Below are 14,831 nucleotides of genomic sequence, written 5' to 3'. Positions count from 1 at the left end.
TTTGACAACCCCAACAATTAGTATAGAACCAAAGTAATCGATAAAATTGAGCGCAAGACAAAACAAGAAAATCGTCAAGTTTCTATTGTTATTCCTCAATTTATACCTAAGAAAGGTTGGCATAATATATTGCATAACCAATCGAGTCTGTTAATACGAACATCCTTATTATATCGAAAAGACGTTGTATTAATCACAGTACCATATCATCTAAAAAAATAAATGGATGATGCTGAGTTAATAATCGTGTGTTTTTTAGAAATTAGGGAATAGTAACATTATGAAATCTGCTTTATGCAGTAATTAGACTATAGAAATGCTAATACGTAAAGGAGTGAGATTCCAATGAGGGTATTTGTGTTTTATTTTGGATTAATCTTATTAGTATTAGGATTAGCACATCCACTAGGAATAGTGGATTCTGACATATTTAAATATATTCTTTACGTTGGGATTATTGCTTTTGGAGTTGGTGTCTTGCTGTTACCTAATAAGGAATATAAGTGAATGAATTTTGGAAAGAGCTCCATCTTTGAAAAGCGTCGGTATGAGGTGACAAGATGTTCGCGAGATTTGAAGAGATTGAAGGTTTTATCGTAAAAGGATACGCAATTATAAACGGTCAAAAAGAAGACCTACCAATTCAATGGAAGAAACTTGAGGCAGAATTAAAAAAATCAAATATTCACCCGAAAATTAAATATGGCGTATATATATCAATGGACGACGAAGGTTATCATTATATAGCAGGAATAGTATCTAATGCCGCAAAAGGATTGAGTGATACAGACCAAGTATTAGTTGCGGCAGGACGGTATCTTGTCGGCATAGTAGAGAATGGTGTTGAAGGAATCCCAGCAAGCATTGAAGCATTATTGAATGTTAAGGGGATTAAATTCCGACATGCGCCATGCTTTGAAAAGTTTCATGAAAAAGATGGAACAGAGAAAAGTGAAATTGAAATTTGGATACCAATTGAATAATTATTGATTCTTGAAATAAAAGCCACAGTATACCTCTGTGGTTTTTATTTTTGAATGCAATTCTGTTAATCTATCTTAAAAGGATATTATTTTGATTAATGGGAGGGAATATATTTGGCAAATAAGGATAAGTCGTACAATCTTTCTTTTGAAAAAGTGATGAATTTTAGAGATATGGGTGGCTATGAGACCAGTGATGGAAGGAGAGTAAAGAAGGGGATATTTTATCGTTCAGGTGATTTGTCTAGAATGACCGATAAAGATAAAGCCCTTTTAGAATCATTAGGCATTCGCACAATTTTTGATTATCGAGATGATGATGAAGCTATTGCAAAGCCCGATCCGACGTTTAAAGATGTGGCCAATATTCGTATTCCTGCGAAGAGAAATGATGGAATTAAAATGCCATCGGTTACATTAAAGGATATAGATAACAAAAAGTTTTTAGAGCGTATCAATGCAGATATTTTCACTGAGATGTATAGTCAATTAGCCTTTAACAATCCTTCTTATCAAAAACTAATAGAGATTATTCAAGAGCCAGACCGGCTTGGGATTTTACATCATTGTGCTGCAGGAAAAGATCGTACAGGAGTAGGAGGGGCATTAATATTATTGGCGTTGGGTGTTCCACGAAATCTAATATTAGCCGATTATCTATTGACAAATGATTATATGAAACCAATGAGAGATGCAATGATACCGATATTAACTAAGCATTTAAATGAAACAGAAATGCGTCGATTTGGAGATATCATGAGTGCGAAAGAAAGATATTTGGAAGCAGTATTTCAAGCCATTGATGAAAAATATGGAGATGAAAATCGTTTCTTTGAAGAAGAATATGGCTTGGATTTTTCGAAACGCCAAAAGTTGCAACATTATTACCTTGAATAAGACAACTTAAATTTTAAATATTTTATATTTTCTAAAAGTGTTATGATATATCTAATAATTTGGATTTAGGAAGGATTTATGAGATTGAATATAAATGCAATGTTGAAGATGACACTCGCAATGGCCATATTCGGATCTATCGGATTTTTCACAGTGAATACAGGTATCCCGGCAGAAGAATTGGTTTTCATACGATGTATTTGTGCGACGTTATTTCTATCTGGGGTGTGGTTCTTTACCGGTAGTTATAAAACGGAAAAGTGGTCGCGTAAAGAAGTTTTACAAACGATGTTATGTGGCGTTTTTTTAGTTATGAATTGGGTTTTTTTATTTAAAGCATTCAATGAAATGTCGATATCAGTCGCTATTTCTATTTACAATTTAGCACCTATTTTTGTACTGATTTTAGGTAGTTTATTCTTGAAAGAGAAGATGTCAGTAGGTTCTGCAATTGCCGTAGCTGTTTGTTTTTTAGGAAGTATATTCATCATAGGGATAGAACAGTTTACATCGATTGAAACATTCTTTAATTCAGGCTTTGTATGGGCGATTCTATCAGCTTTTTGTTATGCAATGACGATGATAGTTGGTAAAGGAATTACACATTTAAGTGCATATGCGATGACTTTTATTCAGACGATTATTGGTATTGTAATGTTATTGCCTTTTATGGATTTTTCAGTTTTCGATGGGCTAACTAAATGGAATTGGTTTTATATTTTAGGAACGGGATTGATACATACAGGTATAGTATATTATCTATTCTTTGATAGCTTACGTAATTTGCCGACAGTTATTACTTCGGCGTTAGTATTTGTGGATCCTGTTGTTGCTATTTTACTTGATATTTTAATATTGGATTTTAGACCTACCATGTGGCAAACACTTGGAATTGTATTCATATTCGGAGGTATTATTTTTACTTTATGGAAGCCAAACCGAACTGCTTTAGAATAATTAGGACACTTAGCTTTTCCTTAAGTGTCCTAATTATTTAAACTTCTTTAACCATTAATACATGTTCAATACCTGCATCAAGGAAGATACCAGACTTAACTTCATATCCTAATTTTTCATAAAAACCTTGAGCTTGTAACTGTCCGTCAAGTTTTACTTTAGAGGCACCAAGTTTCTTGGCCTTATCTTCTAATGCTTGAATGATGATACGACCGACTCCATGTGAACGATATTCTTTAAGTACAGCCACACGTTGCAGTTTACCAATACCGTCAACAAGTCTAACTCGTCCAGTGCCAATTGCTTGGTTTTCATCTGTTGTAACAAGAAAGTGATAGCATTCCCCACCAAGATGATCGTAAGAATCGATTTCTTCTTCTTTAGGGACCTTTTGTTCTTCTACAAATACCTTCATGCGAATTTTAAACTCTCTTTGTAAATCCTCTTGAGTTGTAATTTCAAAAACTTTCATGAAATTCCCTCTTTCTTCTGATATTCAATAACAGGTCTATAATATTGCATATTATATATGAAAAATGTTTGAAAGTAGAGTAATAGATATACGTCTTTATGAAATAAGTTTTAAACCGATTGCTGCAAATAAAATCATACAGATGAACATAATACGTTTCCATTCTTTTGATTCTCCAAAGAATAACATTCCGATTATCGCACCACCTGAAGTACCAATACCAGTCCAAATAGCGTATGCAGTGCCCATAGGAATAGTTTTCATCGCAAAAGACAATAGCATAAGACTTAAACCAAAGCTAACAATCAAAAATATAATAGTAGAGAGAGTTCGTTTTTCTTGCCAGCGATTCATCATAGCTACACCAAAAACTTCTCCCAAACCGGCAATGATAATAGCCAACCAAGCCATTAGACTTCACCTTCCTTTTGGCCTTTTGTAGTGATTGCTTTCAAGCCAATAACACCCGTCAATAAAAGTATTAATAGTAAGACCTTTGCTAAGCTGATTGATTCCCCAAAAAAGAGAATACCTACGATGACTGTGCCTGCAGTCCCGAGACCTGTAAAGACGGTATAGACCGTTCCGACAGGTAAAAATCGACCGGCAAGCAACAAAAGATAGAAAGTGAAAACTACAGCAAAAGCAGTTCCTCCCCAAGCCCAAACGTTATGGGAGTGTTTTAAACCAACTACCCATAAAATTTCAAATAATACAGCTAGTAGTACAATCAACCATTGTTTTTTCATCTTTTACCATTCCTTCCTACATAAAAAAAGCCTAAGAGAAAACTGAACGAATCAGTAATCTCCCAGGCTTTTATCCTTCCGTGGCATAGCATATATGCTATGTGATTTCTCTTGGACCAGACCAAGCAGTGCTTACGGAACCCTAGAAATCATTGTGTTATTAAGTTGATATTATCTTAGCAAATGAGACGATTTGTTTCAACAAAACTCTCTTTGATATTGTGGTGGTGATACTTATTTAACTAAATTAATATTATATTCTTCGAACCAGAGATGAGTCTGTATTAAATAGGCAAGTAATTGTGGACCTGTCATTAATTGACCAAACCATGGTGCGGAAAAAGATGCTCCACCTGATTCAATAAGCGAATCTAATTGTTCTTTGTTAAAGAATTCGAGAAGTACGGAGTTTTTGTCCTCTAAAATAGAAGAAAGCCATTTTCCTACTCCTTCTGTATATGCAGGATTATGTGTTTTTGGATATGGATTTTTTTTGCGATAAAGTACTTCAGACGGTAATATATCCTCCATTGCTTTTCTAAGGACACCTTTCTCCATATTTCCGCAATTTTTGATTTCCCAGGGAATATTCCACACATATTCGACAAGATGGTGATCAGCAAAAGGCACACGTACTTCAAGCCCTGCACGCATAGTCGTACGATCTTTTCGGTCCAATAGAGTAGGCATAAACCAAGTCATATTCAAGTAAAACAATTCTCTTCTTTTTGCATCAGCAAGCGATTCATTTTCTAGAATAGGTGTTTCTTTTCTAGCTGTTTCATAGGCTTGTTGTACATAATCTTCAATATTCAATTTTTGACGCCACTCAGGTCTTAGTAACTCAATCCGCTCTTTTGTAGATCGCATCCAAGGGAATCCTTCTGTTTCTTTAGCAAAAAACCAAGGGTATCCACCGAAAATTTCATCTGCGCATTCACCAGATAAGCTTACTTTAAAGTTCTTTTTAATTTGTTTACTAAACCATAGTAAAGATGAATCGATATCGGCCATTCCAGGCATATCTTTTGCATAAACGGATTCTGTAAGTTCTTTGATCAAAGTTTCTTGTAAGATGACTTCAGAGTGATGAATTGTTTGGAAAGTTTCAGACATTTTGTTAATCCAGAAAGTATCATCTGATCGTTGAAAATCATTAGCTTTGAAAAATTGTGCATTGTCTTCGTAGTTAATAGAATAAGTATGGAGGGGTGATTTGTCCGTTCCTTTGAACTTATTTGCAGCGATTGCAGTGATAATACTTGAATCGAGGCCACCAGATAGCAATGTACAAATTGGTACATCTGATACTAGCTGTCGTTCGACAGCATCTACAACTAAATGGCGTACCTTTTCGACAGTTTCATCAAAAGTATCTTCATGGACTTTACTTGTAACATTCCAATAACGATTTATTTTTAGACCATTTACGTCATATTTTAGGAAATGTCCTGGACGTAGCTCTTTAATATGTTTGTAGATAGTTTTACCAGGTGTGTGGGAAGGACCTACGCCAAATAGTTCAGCTAATCCTTCATAACCAACAGTCGCGGGGATATCCGGGTGGGCAAGTAATGCTTTTATCTCCGAGGCAAATAATAATTGATGTTGTATGTCACTGTAATATAGAGGCTTTACACCTAGTCGGTCACGTACTAAAAATAAACTTTTTTCTGTAGAGTCCCATATACCAAAGGCGAAAATACCGTTAATCTTATCTACGCATTCTTCGCGCCATTCGATATATGAAACGAGTAACACTTCCGTATCAGAAGTTGTTTGAAAATGATAGCCTCTTTGGATCAATTCATTTCGTAAATCATCTGTGTTATACAGTTCACCATTATACGTAATGGTATAATGATGACCGCTTTTTTCATAAGTCATTGGCTGCTTTCCACCTTCAAGATCGATGATGGCTAAACGTTGATGACCAAATGCAATTGGTCCATCACACCAAATGCCATCTGCATCAGGGCCCCTTTTTTGTAGTGTGTTTGTCATTGTATGTAATAAGGGTAATTGTGTTGTTAAGTCTTTTTTTAAATCACACCAACCAGTAATTCCGCACATATGATCACATCCTTAAATCTTATTGATTTTTCATTCTGCATTATATGTAAAAATCATTAAAAGTGGCATAAAAATTAGAGGATGTTTGGAAATTTATGAAGAAGCATTTTTGGCACGAATGAAAAAAATCAGTTAATATAGAATAGTTGTAGATAAAGATTGAAAGGAAGTAGATTATGAGTAACAATCGTAATCAACAAATAGAGGAGATTAGTACAGCAAAGCTGATGTGGCAATTAACGCGTCCGCATACTTTAACGGCAACATTTTCGCCTGTAATTTTGGGGACAGTACTTGCAATGTTTGATGTCCAAATCAACTGGATATTATTTATTGCTATGCTTGTATGCTGTCTATGCCTCCAAATTGCAACCAACTTATTTAACGAATACTACGATTTTAAACGAGGATTAGATACAGCTGAATCTGTTGGAATTGGTGGGGCATTAGTACGACATGGCACAAAACCTCAAACCGTATTAAATTTTGCCTTACTATTATATGCAATTGCTGTTATTCTTGGCATTTATATTTGTATGAGTAGTAGTTGGTGGCTTGTAGCTATTGGCGTAGTAGGGATGGCAATTGGTTACTTGTATACTGGAGGACCGTATCCGATTGCATATACTCCATTTGGTGAATTATTCGCTGGCCTTAGTATGGGATTTGCATTTGTATTAATATCTTATTTTATCCAAGCTGGAAGTATTAGCATGACAAGCCTTCTTGTATCGATTCCGGTCGGTATTTTAGTAGGCGGTATCAATATGTCTAATAATATTCGAGATATAAAAGAGGATACTCTCGGTGGTAGAAAAACTTTAGCGATTCTTGTAGGTAGAGAAAATGCTATTAATCTATTAGGACTATCTTTTGTGATTGCATATGCATGGATGGTTGTTTTAATCATAATGGGAATTGTAAGTCCATGGCTACTGGTGGTATTTATCAGTATTCCTAAGCCTATCACTGCTATTAAAAGCTTTAAAGAGGGAGAAAAAGAACCAGCGAAATTAGGACTTGCTATGAAGTCAACGGCAATGACAAACACATTTTATGGTTTATTATCTTCAGTAGGTCTAATTTTAAGTTACTTTTTTGCATAAAAATTGGTGGATTTCTTTAAACGCTTTCATGTAGTAAAAATAAGAACTTTTTTGAAGTATGTACTTTTAAATTCGTCGAGTATTCGGCGAATTTTTTTCATATTCGATAGCGTAGTAGGATAGGATACGATACACACATTGTTTCAAAATTCAATAAAGAAAGAAAGGCGATGACATGGAACAAGTAATGAAAAGAAACGGTTCTAAAGAAAAATTAAGCTTATTCCATTTAACATGGCCCATTTTTTTAGAAGTATTTTTATTTACATTGATGGGTGTAGCAGATACATTCATGCTTAGTGCTTTAGCAGATGATGCAGTGGCAGGTGTAGGTGCGGCCAATCAATTTATTCATATAACAATATTAATATTAGAAGTGATTGGTAACGGTGCGTCGATTGTGGTGGCACAATATTTAGGTTCTAAAAGATACGAAGAGGTTCCCAAGATTGCAGCTGTTGCTATTTCGATGAATCTTGTTATTGGATTGGTATTAAGTACATTTTTTGTGCTCTTTTCAAAGCAAATGATGCTTGCCATGAATTTGCAAGGTGATGTACTGACTTATGCAGATAAATATCTAGCAATTATTGGTGGTGGAATATTCCTACAGGCATTGATCAATGCAGCAGCAGCCATTGTACGTGTACATGGTTGGACTAGGCAAACGATGTATGTATCTGTAGCGATGAATGTACTACATATTGTCGGAAACTATATTTTAATCTTCGGGAAATTTGGTTTTCCTGAATTGGGTGTTCAGGGTGCAGCAATTTCTTCAGTTATTAGTCGTGTCATCGCACTTGCGATTTTCTTCTGGTTACTGTATCAGGCTCTAGAATTTCGAATTGACTTCAAATATTATTTAGCTTTACCAAAGGAATATATTAAGAAAATCTTGGCGATTGGAATTCCTTCTGCTCTTGAGCAAGTGCTCTATCAGGGATGTCAAATTACGTTCTTATATTATGTTACTTTTTTAGGTTCAGAAGCATTAGCTGCTCGACAATATGCTTATAATATTTCGATGTTTACATATCTATTTGCTATGGCAATTGGTTCTGGTACAGCAATTATTGTTGGCCGGTATGTTGGAGCCAATCGAAAAGATGATGCTTATGAACAACTATGGACTAGTGTGAAATGGGCAATTTCTTTTACTCTCGTGATGGTAGTTTTTGTTATGATTTTCAGGTACCCATTGATGAGAATATTCACAGACAATCCTGAAGTGATTAAAATCGGGACTTCTGTTTTGCTTTTAAGTGTTTTACTGGAGACAGGGAGAACATTTAATATTACTATTATTAACACGTTGCGAGCAGCGGGAGATGCAAAATATCCGGTTGTGATTGGCTTCTTCTCAATGGTGTGTATGAGTTTAACATTGGGTTACTTCTTAGTCTTCCATTTGCATCTAGGTCTTGTTGGAGTTTGGCTTGCGATTGCTGCAGATGAGTGGTGCCGTGCTATACTTGTATTCTTTAGGTGGAAGAGCCGCAAGTGGGAACGTTATGCACTTGTATCGCCAAACAAAGTGGAACACTAGTAGAAAGTACTTCATCGATATCTAAAAGATATGTCTACAAAGAAAAGTAAGTTATATACTAATGAAAGAGAAGTTTAAACGAGGTGTTTTCATGGGATTATCGAGAAAGGTAGCAAGTGCAAATTATATGAGAGAACAACAAGCAATCTTTGCTTGTCCTGTTTGCCATGAGAAAATGGAAGTGACTGACGAATGTGTAGTGACATGTGAAAATCATCATACATTTGATATCGCAAAACAAGGATATGTAAATTTTATGACGCACGCCGCTACATCCATGTACGGCAAAGATTTGTTTGAAGCACGAAAGCAAATTATAGGAAGCGGTCTTTATGCACCTTTACATCAAGCTATAGTAGAATTATTACTAACATTTAAACAAGATATCAAAGTTCTAGATACTGGTTGTGGTGAGGGTTCTCATTTAGCAAAGATTAAACAAAAGTTTGAAGATGCAATAGGTCTGCAAATGGTCTCAGCAGGAATTGATATTGCAAAAGAAGGTATTATTACTGCTGGAAGAAACTATGAAGAGATGATTTGGTGTGTAGGAGATTTAGCAAAAAGCCCATTCCAAAAGTCTAGCTTTGATGTGATCTTAAATATTTTATCCCCAGCAAATTATAAGGAATTCCGACGGCTTTTAAGTCCCAATGGCTGTGTGGTAAAAGTAGTACCGCAAAGTGGATATCTTCACCAACTACGTGAATTGTTTTTTGCTGATTCAGATAAAGAGTCTTATTCAAACAATCATACAGTAGAACGATTTAAAGAAAACTTTAGTAACGTTACTGTGCAAAGAATTACTCAAACAGTCGCCATCAATGAAGAGCTTGTACCTATGTTATTGCACATGACGCCAATGGGGTGGCACCAAGTAGCTGATATTGATCAGACTAAAGTTAAAGAAATCACGATTGATTTAGATATACTAATTGGTAAAGTATAAATAAAAAGTCCACAAAAGAATTACGCTTTTGTGGGCTTTTTTCGTATGAGCTTTCTAATAAATATAAAGATTACTATAAATGTAATAGCACCCGAAGTATCTAACAAAACATCTTGAAAAGAGGCTGATCTACCTGAGGTGAAATATTGATGTGTTTCATCCATTATTGCAAATAGAAATGACATTAATATAGAAATAAGTATTCGTTGTTTGAAGTTGGATAGTGCTAGTAAAATGGCTATTCCGATTGCACCAAATGTAACGAAATGTGCTGCTTTTCGAATTAGAAATTCTAAAAAGTAATAGTAGCCTCTTGATTCTACAGAGATTTCCATCCCGTAATAATGAAAATGTAATTTTGATAGAAGTGGTTCAAGGGGTTTACTTGGAAAATATGTTTCTAATGTAGGAACAATAGATTGTTGCTCATACGTTTGACTTGATGAGATAAAAATAACCAACAATAAAATGATTAAAGGAATAAATTTTTTCATAAATAAACCGTACCACACATACGCAAAGTTTTCATTGATTATTTAGTAAAAGTAAAGGTTCTATAAGTAAATCTTTCTAATAATTTAAGGGTAGAAAAAGGGTTATTTGCCATGAGGTCGGGTTGTAACTCCATCAATCAGTAACTTTTGATAATGAAAGAAACATGTTATGCTTATACAGCACTTAAAAATAAAGGACGTGTTAAAATGCCAGGACGTAATGATCCATGTCCATGCGGTAGTGGTAAAAAGTACAAAAAATGCTGTGCCTTAAAAGAAGCAGTTACAGTTGAAGAGGTATATGCAGAAGAACTTGAACGGGTTTTACAGACATTCTATGATGTCTATCCGTTAAGAAAAGACTACAGAGCTTACGGTGAAGTTGCAGATAAATGGCAAAAGGCTGTTGGAGCATATTTAGTGGAAGATATGATTGAAGCAGTTGCAATGGATGCTTTCTTTTTCCATGAAAGAACCGATATTTGGACAGGCTATTTACAAAAGACAAAAAAAGAAACTGTAAGACCATCGACATTAGCAGTACTTAATACTTGGGATCATCCAACGATGATGGTTGCTAAAGTTATTGATGTAGAAGAAGAGTATATGGTTGTACAAAATATTTTAACAGATGAAGTGGTTCACTTACGTCGTGAAGGTGATAAGCCGATTCCTGTTGATGTTCATGTATTCTGCTTTAAATTACCAGATGGTTCAAACAAAGAAAGCCATTACTTAGCTGTATCTAGTATGATTTTCTTCCCAAAAGATCATCAGGAAGTATTCGAAAAACTAGCTACTGAATATAAAGAACAGCATCAATTAGACGAAGAAGGATTCTGGAAAGACCATTCACTAAGTTTCTGGAAAGACCTAGGTGAGCACGGATTTGAAGGCGGAGAATTTACTGATTTTGAGGCGGATGTGTTCTTGAAAGTTCTTGAATTTTTAGAAGCACATAATCGGAATCCAAAAGAAATAGTAGAAGTTGTGGAAGATTATGTTGTGGAACGACAACCGAAAGCACGTAAAGCAGTTGCAATTGCAGCAGGTGCTATTCGCTTTGGAGGAGAAGTTGGATTGTTTGAACCCTTAGAAATCACGGTCAAAGACTTAGCTGAAGAATTCGGTGTTTCCACTTCTTCATTGAACAAATATTATAATGAATTAAAAGAATACTACGCTGAAAAAAGGGCTTAATTTTAATCATCTAAAAACGTAAGAATGCTAATGGGCTATTCTTACGTTTTTTTCTTTTGTTCAATTTAATGGATGTAAAAAAGTTCCTAATAAAAAATTCTACTTAAATTCTCTTAAAATCAATAAATATCTATTTAATGTATTGATTTTATATTTGTTAAAATATATTATAAATATGAATGACCATTCATTTTTAGGGAGTTTTGTCACTAGTATTAGGGGATTACTAGTTTAAAGGGGGAGAATGATATGAATTTTTCGTATTCAAACAAAGTGGTTGCACTCCAAGAAAAACTAACAGCATTTATGGAGGAGTATGTATATCCAAATGAGGTTGTATATGCAGAACAATTGAAACAACAAGAGACTGGGTTTTCTAGTATCCCACCAATTATGGAGGAGCTAAAGAAAAAAGCACAAGAGCAAGGATTATGGAATTTATTTTTACCAGATAGTGAATATGGTGCAGGATTAACGAATTTGGAATATGCTCCACTTTGTGAAATTATGGGGCGTTCACTTATTGCACCAGAAATTTTCAACTGTAATGCTCCTGATACAGGCAATATGGAAGTATTAGAACGTTATGGTACAGCACAGCAAAAGAAACAATGGCTTGAACCTCTATTAAGAGGGGAAATACGCTCTTGTTTTGCGATGACAGAACCAGCAGTTGCTTCAAGTGATGCAACGAATATTGAGGCAAGTATTGAACGAGATGGTGATGAATATATATTAAATGGTCATAAGTGGTGGACTACAGGAGGTGGAGATCCGCGTTGTAAAGTTGCTATTTTCATGGGAAAACATAAAGGGACAACTGCCCCGCTTCATGAGCAACAATCGATGATACTAGTTCCCATGGATACACCGGGGGTCAAAGTTGAACGGATGTTATCGGTATTTGGCTATGACCATGCGCCTGAAGGTCATGCAGAAATAACATTTACGGATGTACGTGTACCGTTAGAAAATATTCTATGGGGAGAAGGTAAAGGCTTTGCTATTGCTCAAGGTCGCCTAGGTCCAGGGAGAATACATCATTGTATGCGATTAATAGGTGCTGCTGAGCGTGCACTTGAAGAAATGTGTATTCGTGTACAAGAACGGACGGCATTTCACCGTAAGTTGAGCGAGCAAGGTGTTATGCGTGAAAGAATTGCGGAATCTCGAATTGATATTGAACAAGCGCGATTACTAACATTAAAGGCCGCTTATATGATGGATACAGTGGGCAATAGAGAAGCAAAGGCTGAGATTGCCATGATTAAAGTAACAGCTCCCAATATGGCTTTACGTGTAATTGACCGAGCTATTCAAGCATTTGGTGCTGCAGGTATAAGTTCTGATTTTACATTAGCTACGCAATGGGCAAATTCTCGTACATTACGCTTGGCTGATGGACCAGATGAAGTACATCGCAATCAGATTGCAAAAATGGAGCTAAAAAAACATCAACCAAAAGTAAAGGAGAGAGTGTGATGACTGTATTCGACTTGTTTAATCTACGAGGAAAAACGGCAATTGTGACAGGTGGAGGCCAAGGGTTAGGCGCACAAATTGCTGAAGGTTTTGCAGAAGCAGGAGCAAATGTAGTTCTTTGTTCTCGCAAACAGGAAACTTGCGTGGAAAAGGCACAAGAGCTAACGTCACTTGGTGTTGAAGCAATAGGCTTAGCATGTGATGTGACAAAGCAAGAGGATGTTGAAAAATTAGTAGAAAAAGTCATCCAACAATTTGGTCGTATTGATATTCTAGTAAATAATAGTGGAGCAACTTGGGGAACACCAGCAGTTGATATGCCTGTGGAGGCTTGGAAAAAAGTTATTGATGTAAATTTAACAGGGACTTTTTTAATGAGCCAAGCAGTTGGTCGTGAAATGATTAAACAACAATCAGGTAAAATCATTAACGTTTCATCTGTCGCTGGACTAAACGGTACTCATCCAGATTTTTTAGACACGGTAGGCTACAATGCAAGTAAAGGAGCCGTAATAACGTTAACAAAAGATTTAGCTGCAAAGTGGGGACAGTACAATATTAATGTAAATGCAATTGCGCCTGGATTCTTCCCGACGAAAATGTCGAAAGTTGTGATTGAAAGAGGACAAGATTATATTATGAAGGCCACACCTTTAGCAAGGCTAGGATCAGATGAAGATTTAAAAGGTGTAGCAGTATTTCTGGCATCCAAGGCTTCAGATTATGTAACGGGTGATATTATTCGAGTTGATGGTGGGATGACCGCGGTAATATAAGGGGGATAAGCATGTCTGAGACAATTATTGTTCGTGAGGGTGAAGAATTAGATTCTGCTAGATTATATCAGTTTTTGCAAGAGTCAATTGAAAACTTACCAAAAGAACCGATCGAAATTCTCCAGTTTGGAGCCGGTCACTCGAATTTAACTTATGATTTGAAAATAGGTTCATGGGAGGCTGTACTTAGACGGCCGCCACTTGGTCCTGTAGCGGCAAAGGCTCATGATATGGAAAGGGAGTTCCGAGTTTTAGAATCGATACATCAAGTATTTCCGACATGTCCAAAACCACTTGTTTTTACAGCAGATAAGACCATTATTGGAAGTCCGTTTTTTGTGATGGAAAGACGTCATGGGATTGTTTTGGATACAGATTTCCCTATAGGCACAGCTGATGAAGCAAAAAAAGCTCAGCTAGTCTCTGATATAATGGTCGATAAACTTGTTCAATTACACTCAATTGATTACAGAAAAACGGCTTTAGTAGATATGGTAAAGCCAGAAGGTTTTATGGAACGTCAAGTGCAGGGTTGGATTGGCCGATACGAATCAGCAAAAATTGAAGATATTCAAGAAGTCGTGGAAGTTACAGAGTGGCTTCGAAATCGTATACCGCAATCTGGCGAATCTACGATTATTCATTATGATTATAAATTGAATAATGCTATGTTTTCAGAGGATTATCAAGAAATGGTAGGACTTTTTGATTGGGAAATGACCACAGTTGGAGATCCGTTAGCAGATTTAGGTGCAGCACTTAGTTATTGGATGCAACCAGATGATCCTAAAATGATGTTGTATGGGTTGGGAGAGCCTCCAATTACGACGCAAGAAGGCTTTTATACGAGACAACAGTTTATAGAACGCTATGCCGAAAAGAGTGGAAGGGATGTATCGAATATACATTATTATTTGACATTTGCCTATTTCAAGTTAGCGGTTATTTGTCAGCAAATATACTTCCGATATTTTAAAGGGCAAACTAAAGATAAGCGCTTTGCTCATATGGGTGAATTTGCAAAAGTACTAATTTTGCAAGCTTTAGCAAGTACAAAAAAATAAGTAGCTTGGGAAATTCTAAAGGTAGACGCTGTTATATGTCTGCCTTTATTTTTTTAAAAAGAATATTTAGAATTTTTAGT

At 35.8% G+C, this 14,831-nt stretch carries 16 protein-coding genes, 1 pseudogene and 1 riboswitch; of the genes and pseudogenes, 12 read left to right on the top strand and 5 right to left on the bottom strand.

What is annotated here, in order from left to right:
- Window positions 1-27: 27 nt before the first annotated feature.
- The 5 genes and pseudogenes from CW357_RS18600 to CW357_RS12040 form a co-directional block, all read left to right on the top strand.
- A pseudogene (locus CW357_RS18600) lies at window positions 28-222 on the top strand (hypothetical protein); the annotation flags it as partial.
- 123 nt (window positions 223-345) lie between these two features.
- Window positions 346-507 (top strand): hypothetical protein, encoded by a 162-nt coding sequence (locus tag CW357_RS18285; RefSeq protein WP_158582362.1) that lies wholly within the window; start codon window positions 346-348, stop codon window positions 505-507.
- Window positions 508-560: 53 nt separating this feature from the next.
- Complete coding sequence (locus CW357_RS12050; RefSeq protein ID WP_119416119.1) at window positions 561-983, top strand: GyrI-like domain-containing protein; 423 nt, start codon at window positions 561-563, stop codon at window positions 981-983.
- A gap of 114 nt (window positions 984-1,097) precedes the next feature.
- A complete protein-coding gene (locus CW357_RS12045) occupies window positions 1,098-1,880 on the top strand; it encodes a tyrosine-protein phosphatase (RefSeq protein ID WP_233548085.1) in 783 nt (260 codons plus the stop codon).
- An 84-nt stretch (window positions 1,881-1,964) separates the two neighbouring features.
- A complete protein-coding gene (locus CW357_RS12040; RefSeq protein WP_124218181.1) occupies window positions 1,965-2,837 on the top strand; it encodes a DMT family transporter in 873 nt (290 codons plus the stop codon).
- 37 nt (window positions 2,838-2,874) lie between these two features.
- On the opposite strand, the gene CW357_RS12035 is transcribed toward CW357_RS12040, so the two are convergent.
- The 4 genes from CW357_RS12035 to asnB form a co-directional block, all read right to left on the bottom strand.
- Entirely contained in the window at window positions 2,875-3,309 is a 435-nt protein-coding gene (locus tag CW357_RS12035) for a GNAT family N-acetyltransferase (protein WP_119416120.1), read from the bottom strand.
- Between the two features lie 96 nt (window positions 3,310-3,405).
- Window positions 3,406-3,720, bottom strand: coding sequence for a DMT family transporter (locus CW357_RS12030; RefSeq protein ID WP_119416121.1), 315 nt, complete (start codon window positions 3,718-3,720; stop codon window positions 3,406-3,408).
- Complete coding sequence (locus tag CW357_RS12025) at window positions 3,720-4,058, bottom strand: DMT family transporter (protein WP_119416122.1); 339 nt, start codon at window positions 4,056-4,058, stop codon at window positions 3,720-3,722. The genes CW357_RS12030 and CW357_RS12025 overlap by 1 nt, the downstream gene beginning before the upstream one ends.
- A gap of 57 nt (window positions 4,059-4,115) precedes the next feature.
- Window positions 4,116-4,215: riboswitch (guanidine-I (ykkC/yxkD leader) on the bottom strand.
- 77 nt (window positions 4,216-4,292) lie between these two features.
- Entirely contained in the window at window positions 4,293-6,131 is a 1,839-nt protein-coding gene (asnB, locus tag CW357_RS12020) for an asparagine synthase (glutamine-hydrolyzing) (RefSeq protein ID WP_119416123.1), read from the bottom strand.
- A gap of 176 nt (window positions 6,132-6,307) precedes the next feature.
- Here asnB and CW357_RS12015 point away from each other — a divergent pair, with 176 nt between their 5' ends.
- The 3 genes from CW357_RS12015 (at window position 6,308) to CW357_RS12005 (ending at window position 9,735) form a co-directional block, all read left to right on the top strand.
- Entirely contained in the window at window positions 6,308-7,237 is a 930-nt protein-coding gene (locus CW357_RS12015; RefSeq protein WP_119416124.1) for a 1,4-dihydroxy-2-naphthoate polyprenyltransferase, read from the top strand.
- Window positions 7,238-7,412: 175 nt separating this feature from the next.
- A complete protein-coding gene (locus CW357_RS12010; RefSeq protein WP_124218178.1) occupies window positions 7,413-8,786 on the top strand; it encodes an MATE family efflux transporter in 1,374 nt (457 codons plus the stop codon).
- A 91-nt stretch (window positions 8,787-8,877) separates the two neighbouring features.
- Complete coding sequence (locus CW357_RS12005) at window positions 8,878-9,735, top strand: putative RNA methyltransferase (protein WP_124218177.1); 858 nt, start codon at window positions 8,878-8,880, stop codon at window positions 9,733-9,735.
- 20 nt (window positions 9,736-9,755) lie between these two features.
- Here CW357_RS12005 and CW357_RS12000 read toward each other — a convergent pair whose 3' ends face one another.
- Entirely contained in the window at window positions 9,756-10,229 is a 474-nt protein-coding gene (locus CW357_RS12000; protein ID WP_119416127.1) for a VanZ family protein, read from the bottom strand.
- Between the two features lie 153 nt (window positions 10,230-10,382).
- Between CW357_RS12000 and CW357_RS11995 the strand changes: the two genes are divergently transcribed.
- The 4 genes from CW357_RS11995 (at window position 10,383) to CW357_RS11980 (ending at window position 14,751) form a co-directional block, all read left to right on the top strand.
- Window positions 10,383-11,429 carry an SEC-C metal-binding domain-containing protein gene (locus CW357_RS11995; RefSeq protein WP_241155087.1) on the top strand — a complete coding sequence of 349 codons (1,047 nt, stop codon included), beginning with the start codon at window positions 10,383-10,385 and terminating at the stop codon, window positions 11,427-11,429.
- A 249-nt stretch (window positions 11,430-11,678) separates the two neighbouring features.
- Window positions 11,679-12,911 carry an acyl-CoA dehydrogenase family protein gene (locus CW357_RS11990; RefSeq protein ID WP_124218176.1) on the top strand — a complete coding sequence of 411 codons (1,233 nt, stop codon included), beginning with the start codon at window positions 11,679-11,681 and terminating at the stop codon, window positions 12,909-12,911.
- Complete coding sequence (locus tag CW357_RS11985) at window positions 12,911-13,687, top strand: SDR family oxidoreductase (RefSeq protein WP_124218175.1); 777 nt, start codon at window positions 12,911-12,913, stop codon at window positions 13,685-13,687. The genes CW357_RS11990 and CW357_RS11985 overlap by 1 nt, the downstream gene beginning before the upstream one ends.
- 11 nt (window positions 13,688-13,698) lie before the next feature.
- Window positions 13,699-14,751: a phosphotransferase family protein gene (locus CW357_RS11980; protein WP_124218174.1), complete on the top strand. Its 1,053-nt coding sequence runs from the start codon at window positions 13,699-13,701 to the stop codon at window positions 14,749-14,751.
- Window positions 14,752-14,831: the final 80 nt, after the last annotated feature.

Source organism: Rummeliibacillus sp. TYF005 (genome assembly GCF_003844195.1).
Taxonomy (GTDB): domain Bacteria; phylum Bacillota; class Bacilli; order Bacillales_A; family Planococcaceae; genus Rummeliibacillus.
This window is presented reverse-complemented; position numbering and strand designations above follow the sequence as displayed.

What these genes read in the sequence shown, in the direction of transcription:
- CW357_RS12015 (WP_119416124.1), top strand. Translation starts at nt 6,308, where the DNA reads ATGAGTAACAATCGTAATCAACAAATAGAGGAGATTAGTACAGCAAAG.
- CW357_RS12050 (WP_119416119.1), top strand. Translation starts at nt 561, where the DNA reads ATGTTCGCGAGATTTGAAGAGATTGAAGGTTTTATCGTAAAAGGATAC.
- CW357_RS11995 (WP_241155087.1), top strand. Translation starts at nt 10,383, where the DNA reads ATGAAAGAAACATGTTATGCTTATACAGCACTTAAAAATAAAGGACGT.
- CW357_RS12030 (WP_119416121.1), bottom strand. Translation starts at nt 3,720, where the DNA reads ATGGCTTGGTTGGCTATTATCATTGCCGGTTTGGGAGAAGTTTTTGGT.
- CW357_RS12035 (WP_119416120.1), bottom strand. Translation starts at nt 3,309, where the DNA reads ATGAAAGTTTTTGAAATTACAACTCAAGAGGATTTACAAAGAGAGTTT.
- CW357_RS11990 (WP_124218176.1), top strand. Translation starts at nt 11,679, where the DNA reads ATGAATTTTTCGTATTCAAACAAAGTGGTTGCACTCCAAGAAAAACTA.
- CW357_RS12005 (WP_124218177.1), top strand. Translation starts at nt 8,878, where the DNA reads ATGGGATTATCGAGAAAGGTAGCAAGTGCAAATTATATGAGAGAACAA.
- asnB (WP_119416123.1), bottom strand. Translation starts at nt 6,131, where the DNA reads ATGTGCGGAATTACTGGTTGGTGTGATTTAAAAAAAGACTTAACAACA.
- CW357_RS18285 (WP_158582362.1), top strand. Translation starts at nt 346, where the DNA reads ATGAGGGTATTTGTGTTTTATTTTGGATTAATCTTATTAGTATTAGGA.
- CW357_RS11985 (WP_124218175.1), top strand. Translation starts at nt 12,911, where the DNA reads ATGACTGTATTCGACTTGTTTAATCTACGAGGAAAAACGGCAATTGTG.
- CW357_RS12000 (WP_119416127.1), bottom strand. Translation starts at nt 10,229, where the DNA reads ATGAAAAAATTTATTCCTTTAATCATTTTATTGTTGGTTATTTTTATC.
- CW357_RS11980 (WP_124218174.1), top strand. Translation starts at nt 13,699, where the DNA reads ATGTCTGAGACAATTATTGTTCGTGAGGGTGAAGAATTAGATTCTGCT.
- CW357_RS12025 (WP_119416122.1), bottom strand. Translation starts at nt 4,058, where the DNA reads ATGAAAAAACAATGGTTGATTGTACTACTAGCTGTATTATTTGAAATT.
- CW357_RS12010 (WP_124218178.1), top strand. Translation starts at nt 7,413, where the DNA reads ATGGAACAAGTAATGAAAAGAAACGGTTCTAAAGAAAAATTAAGCTTA.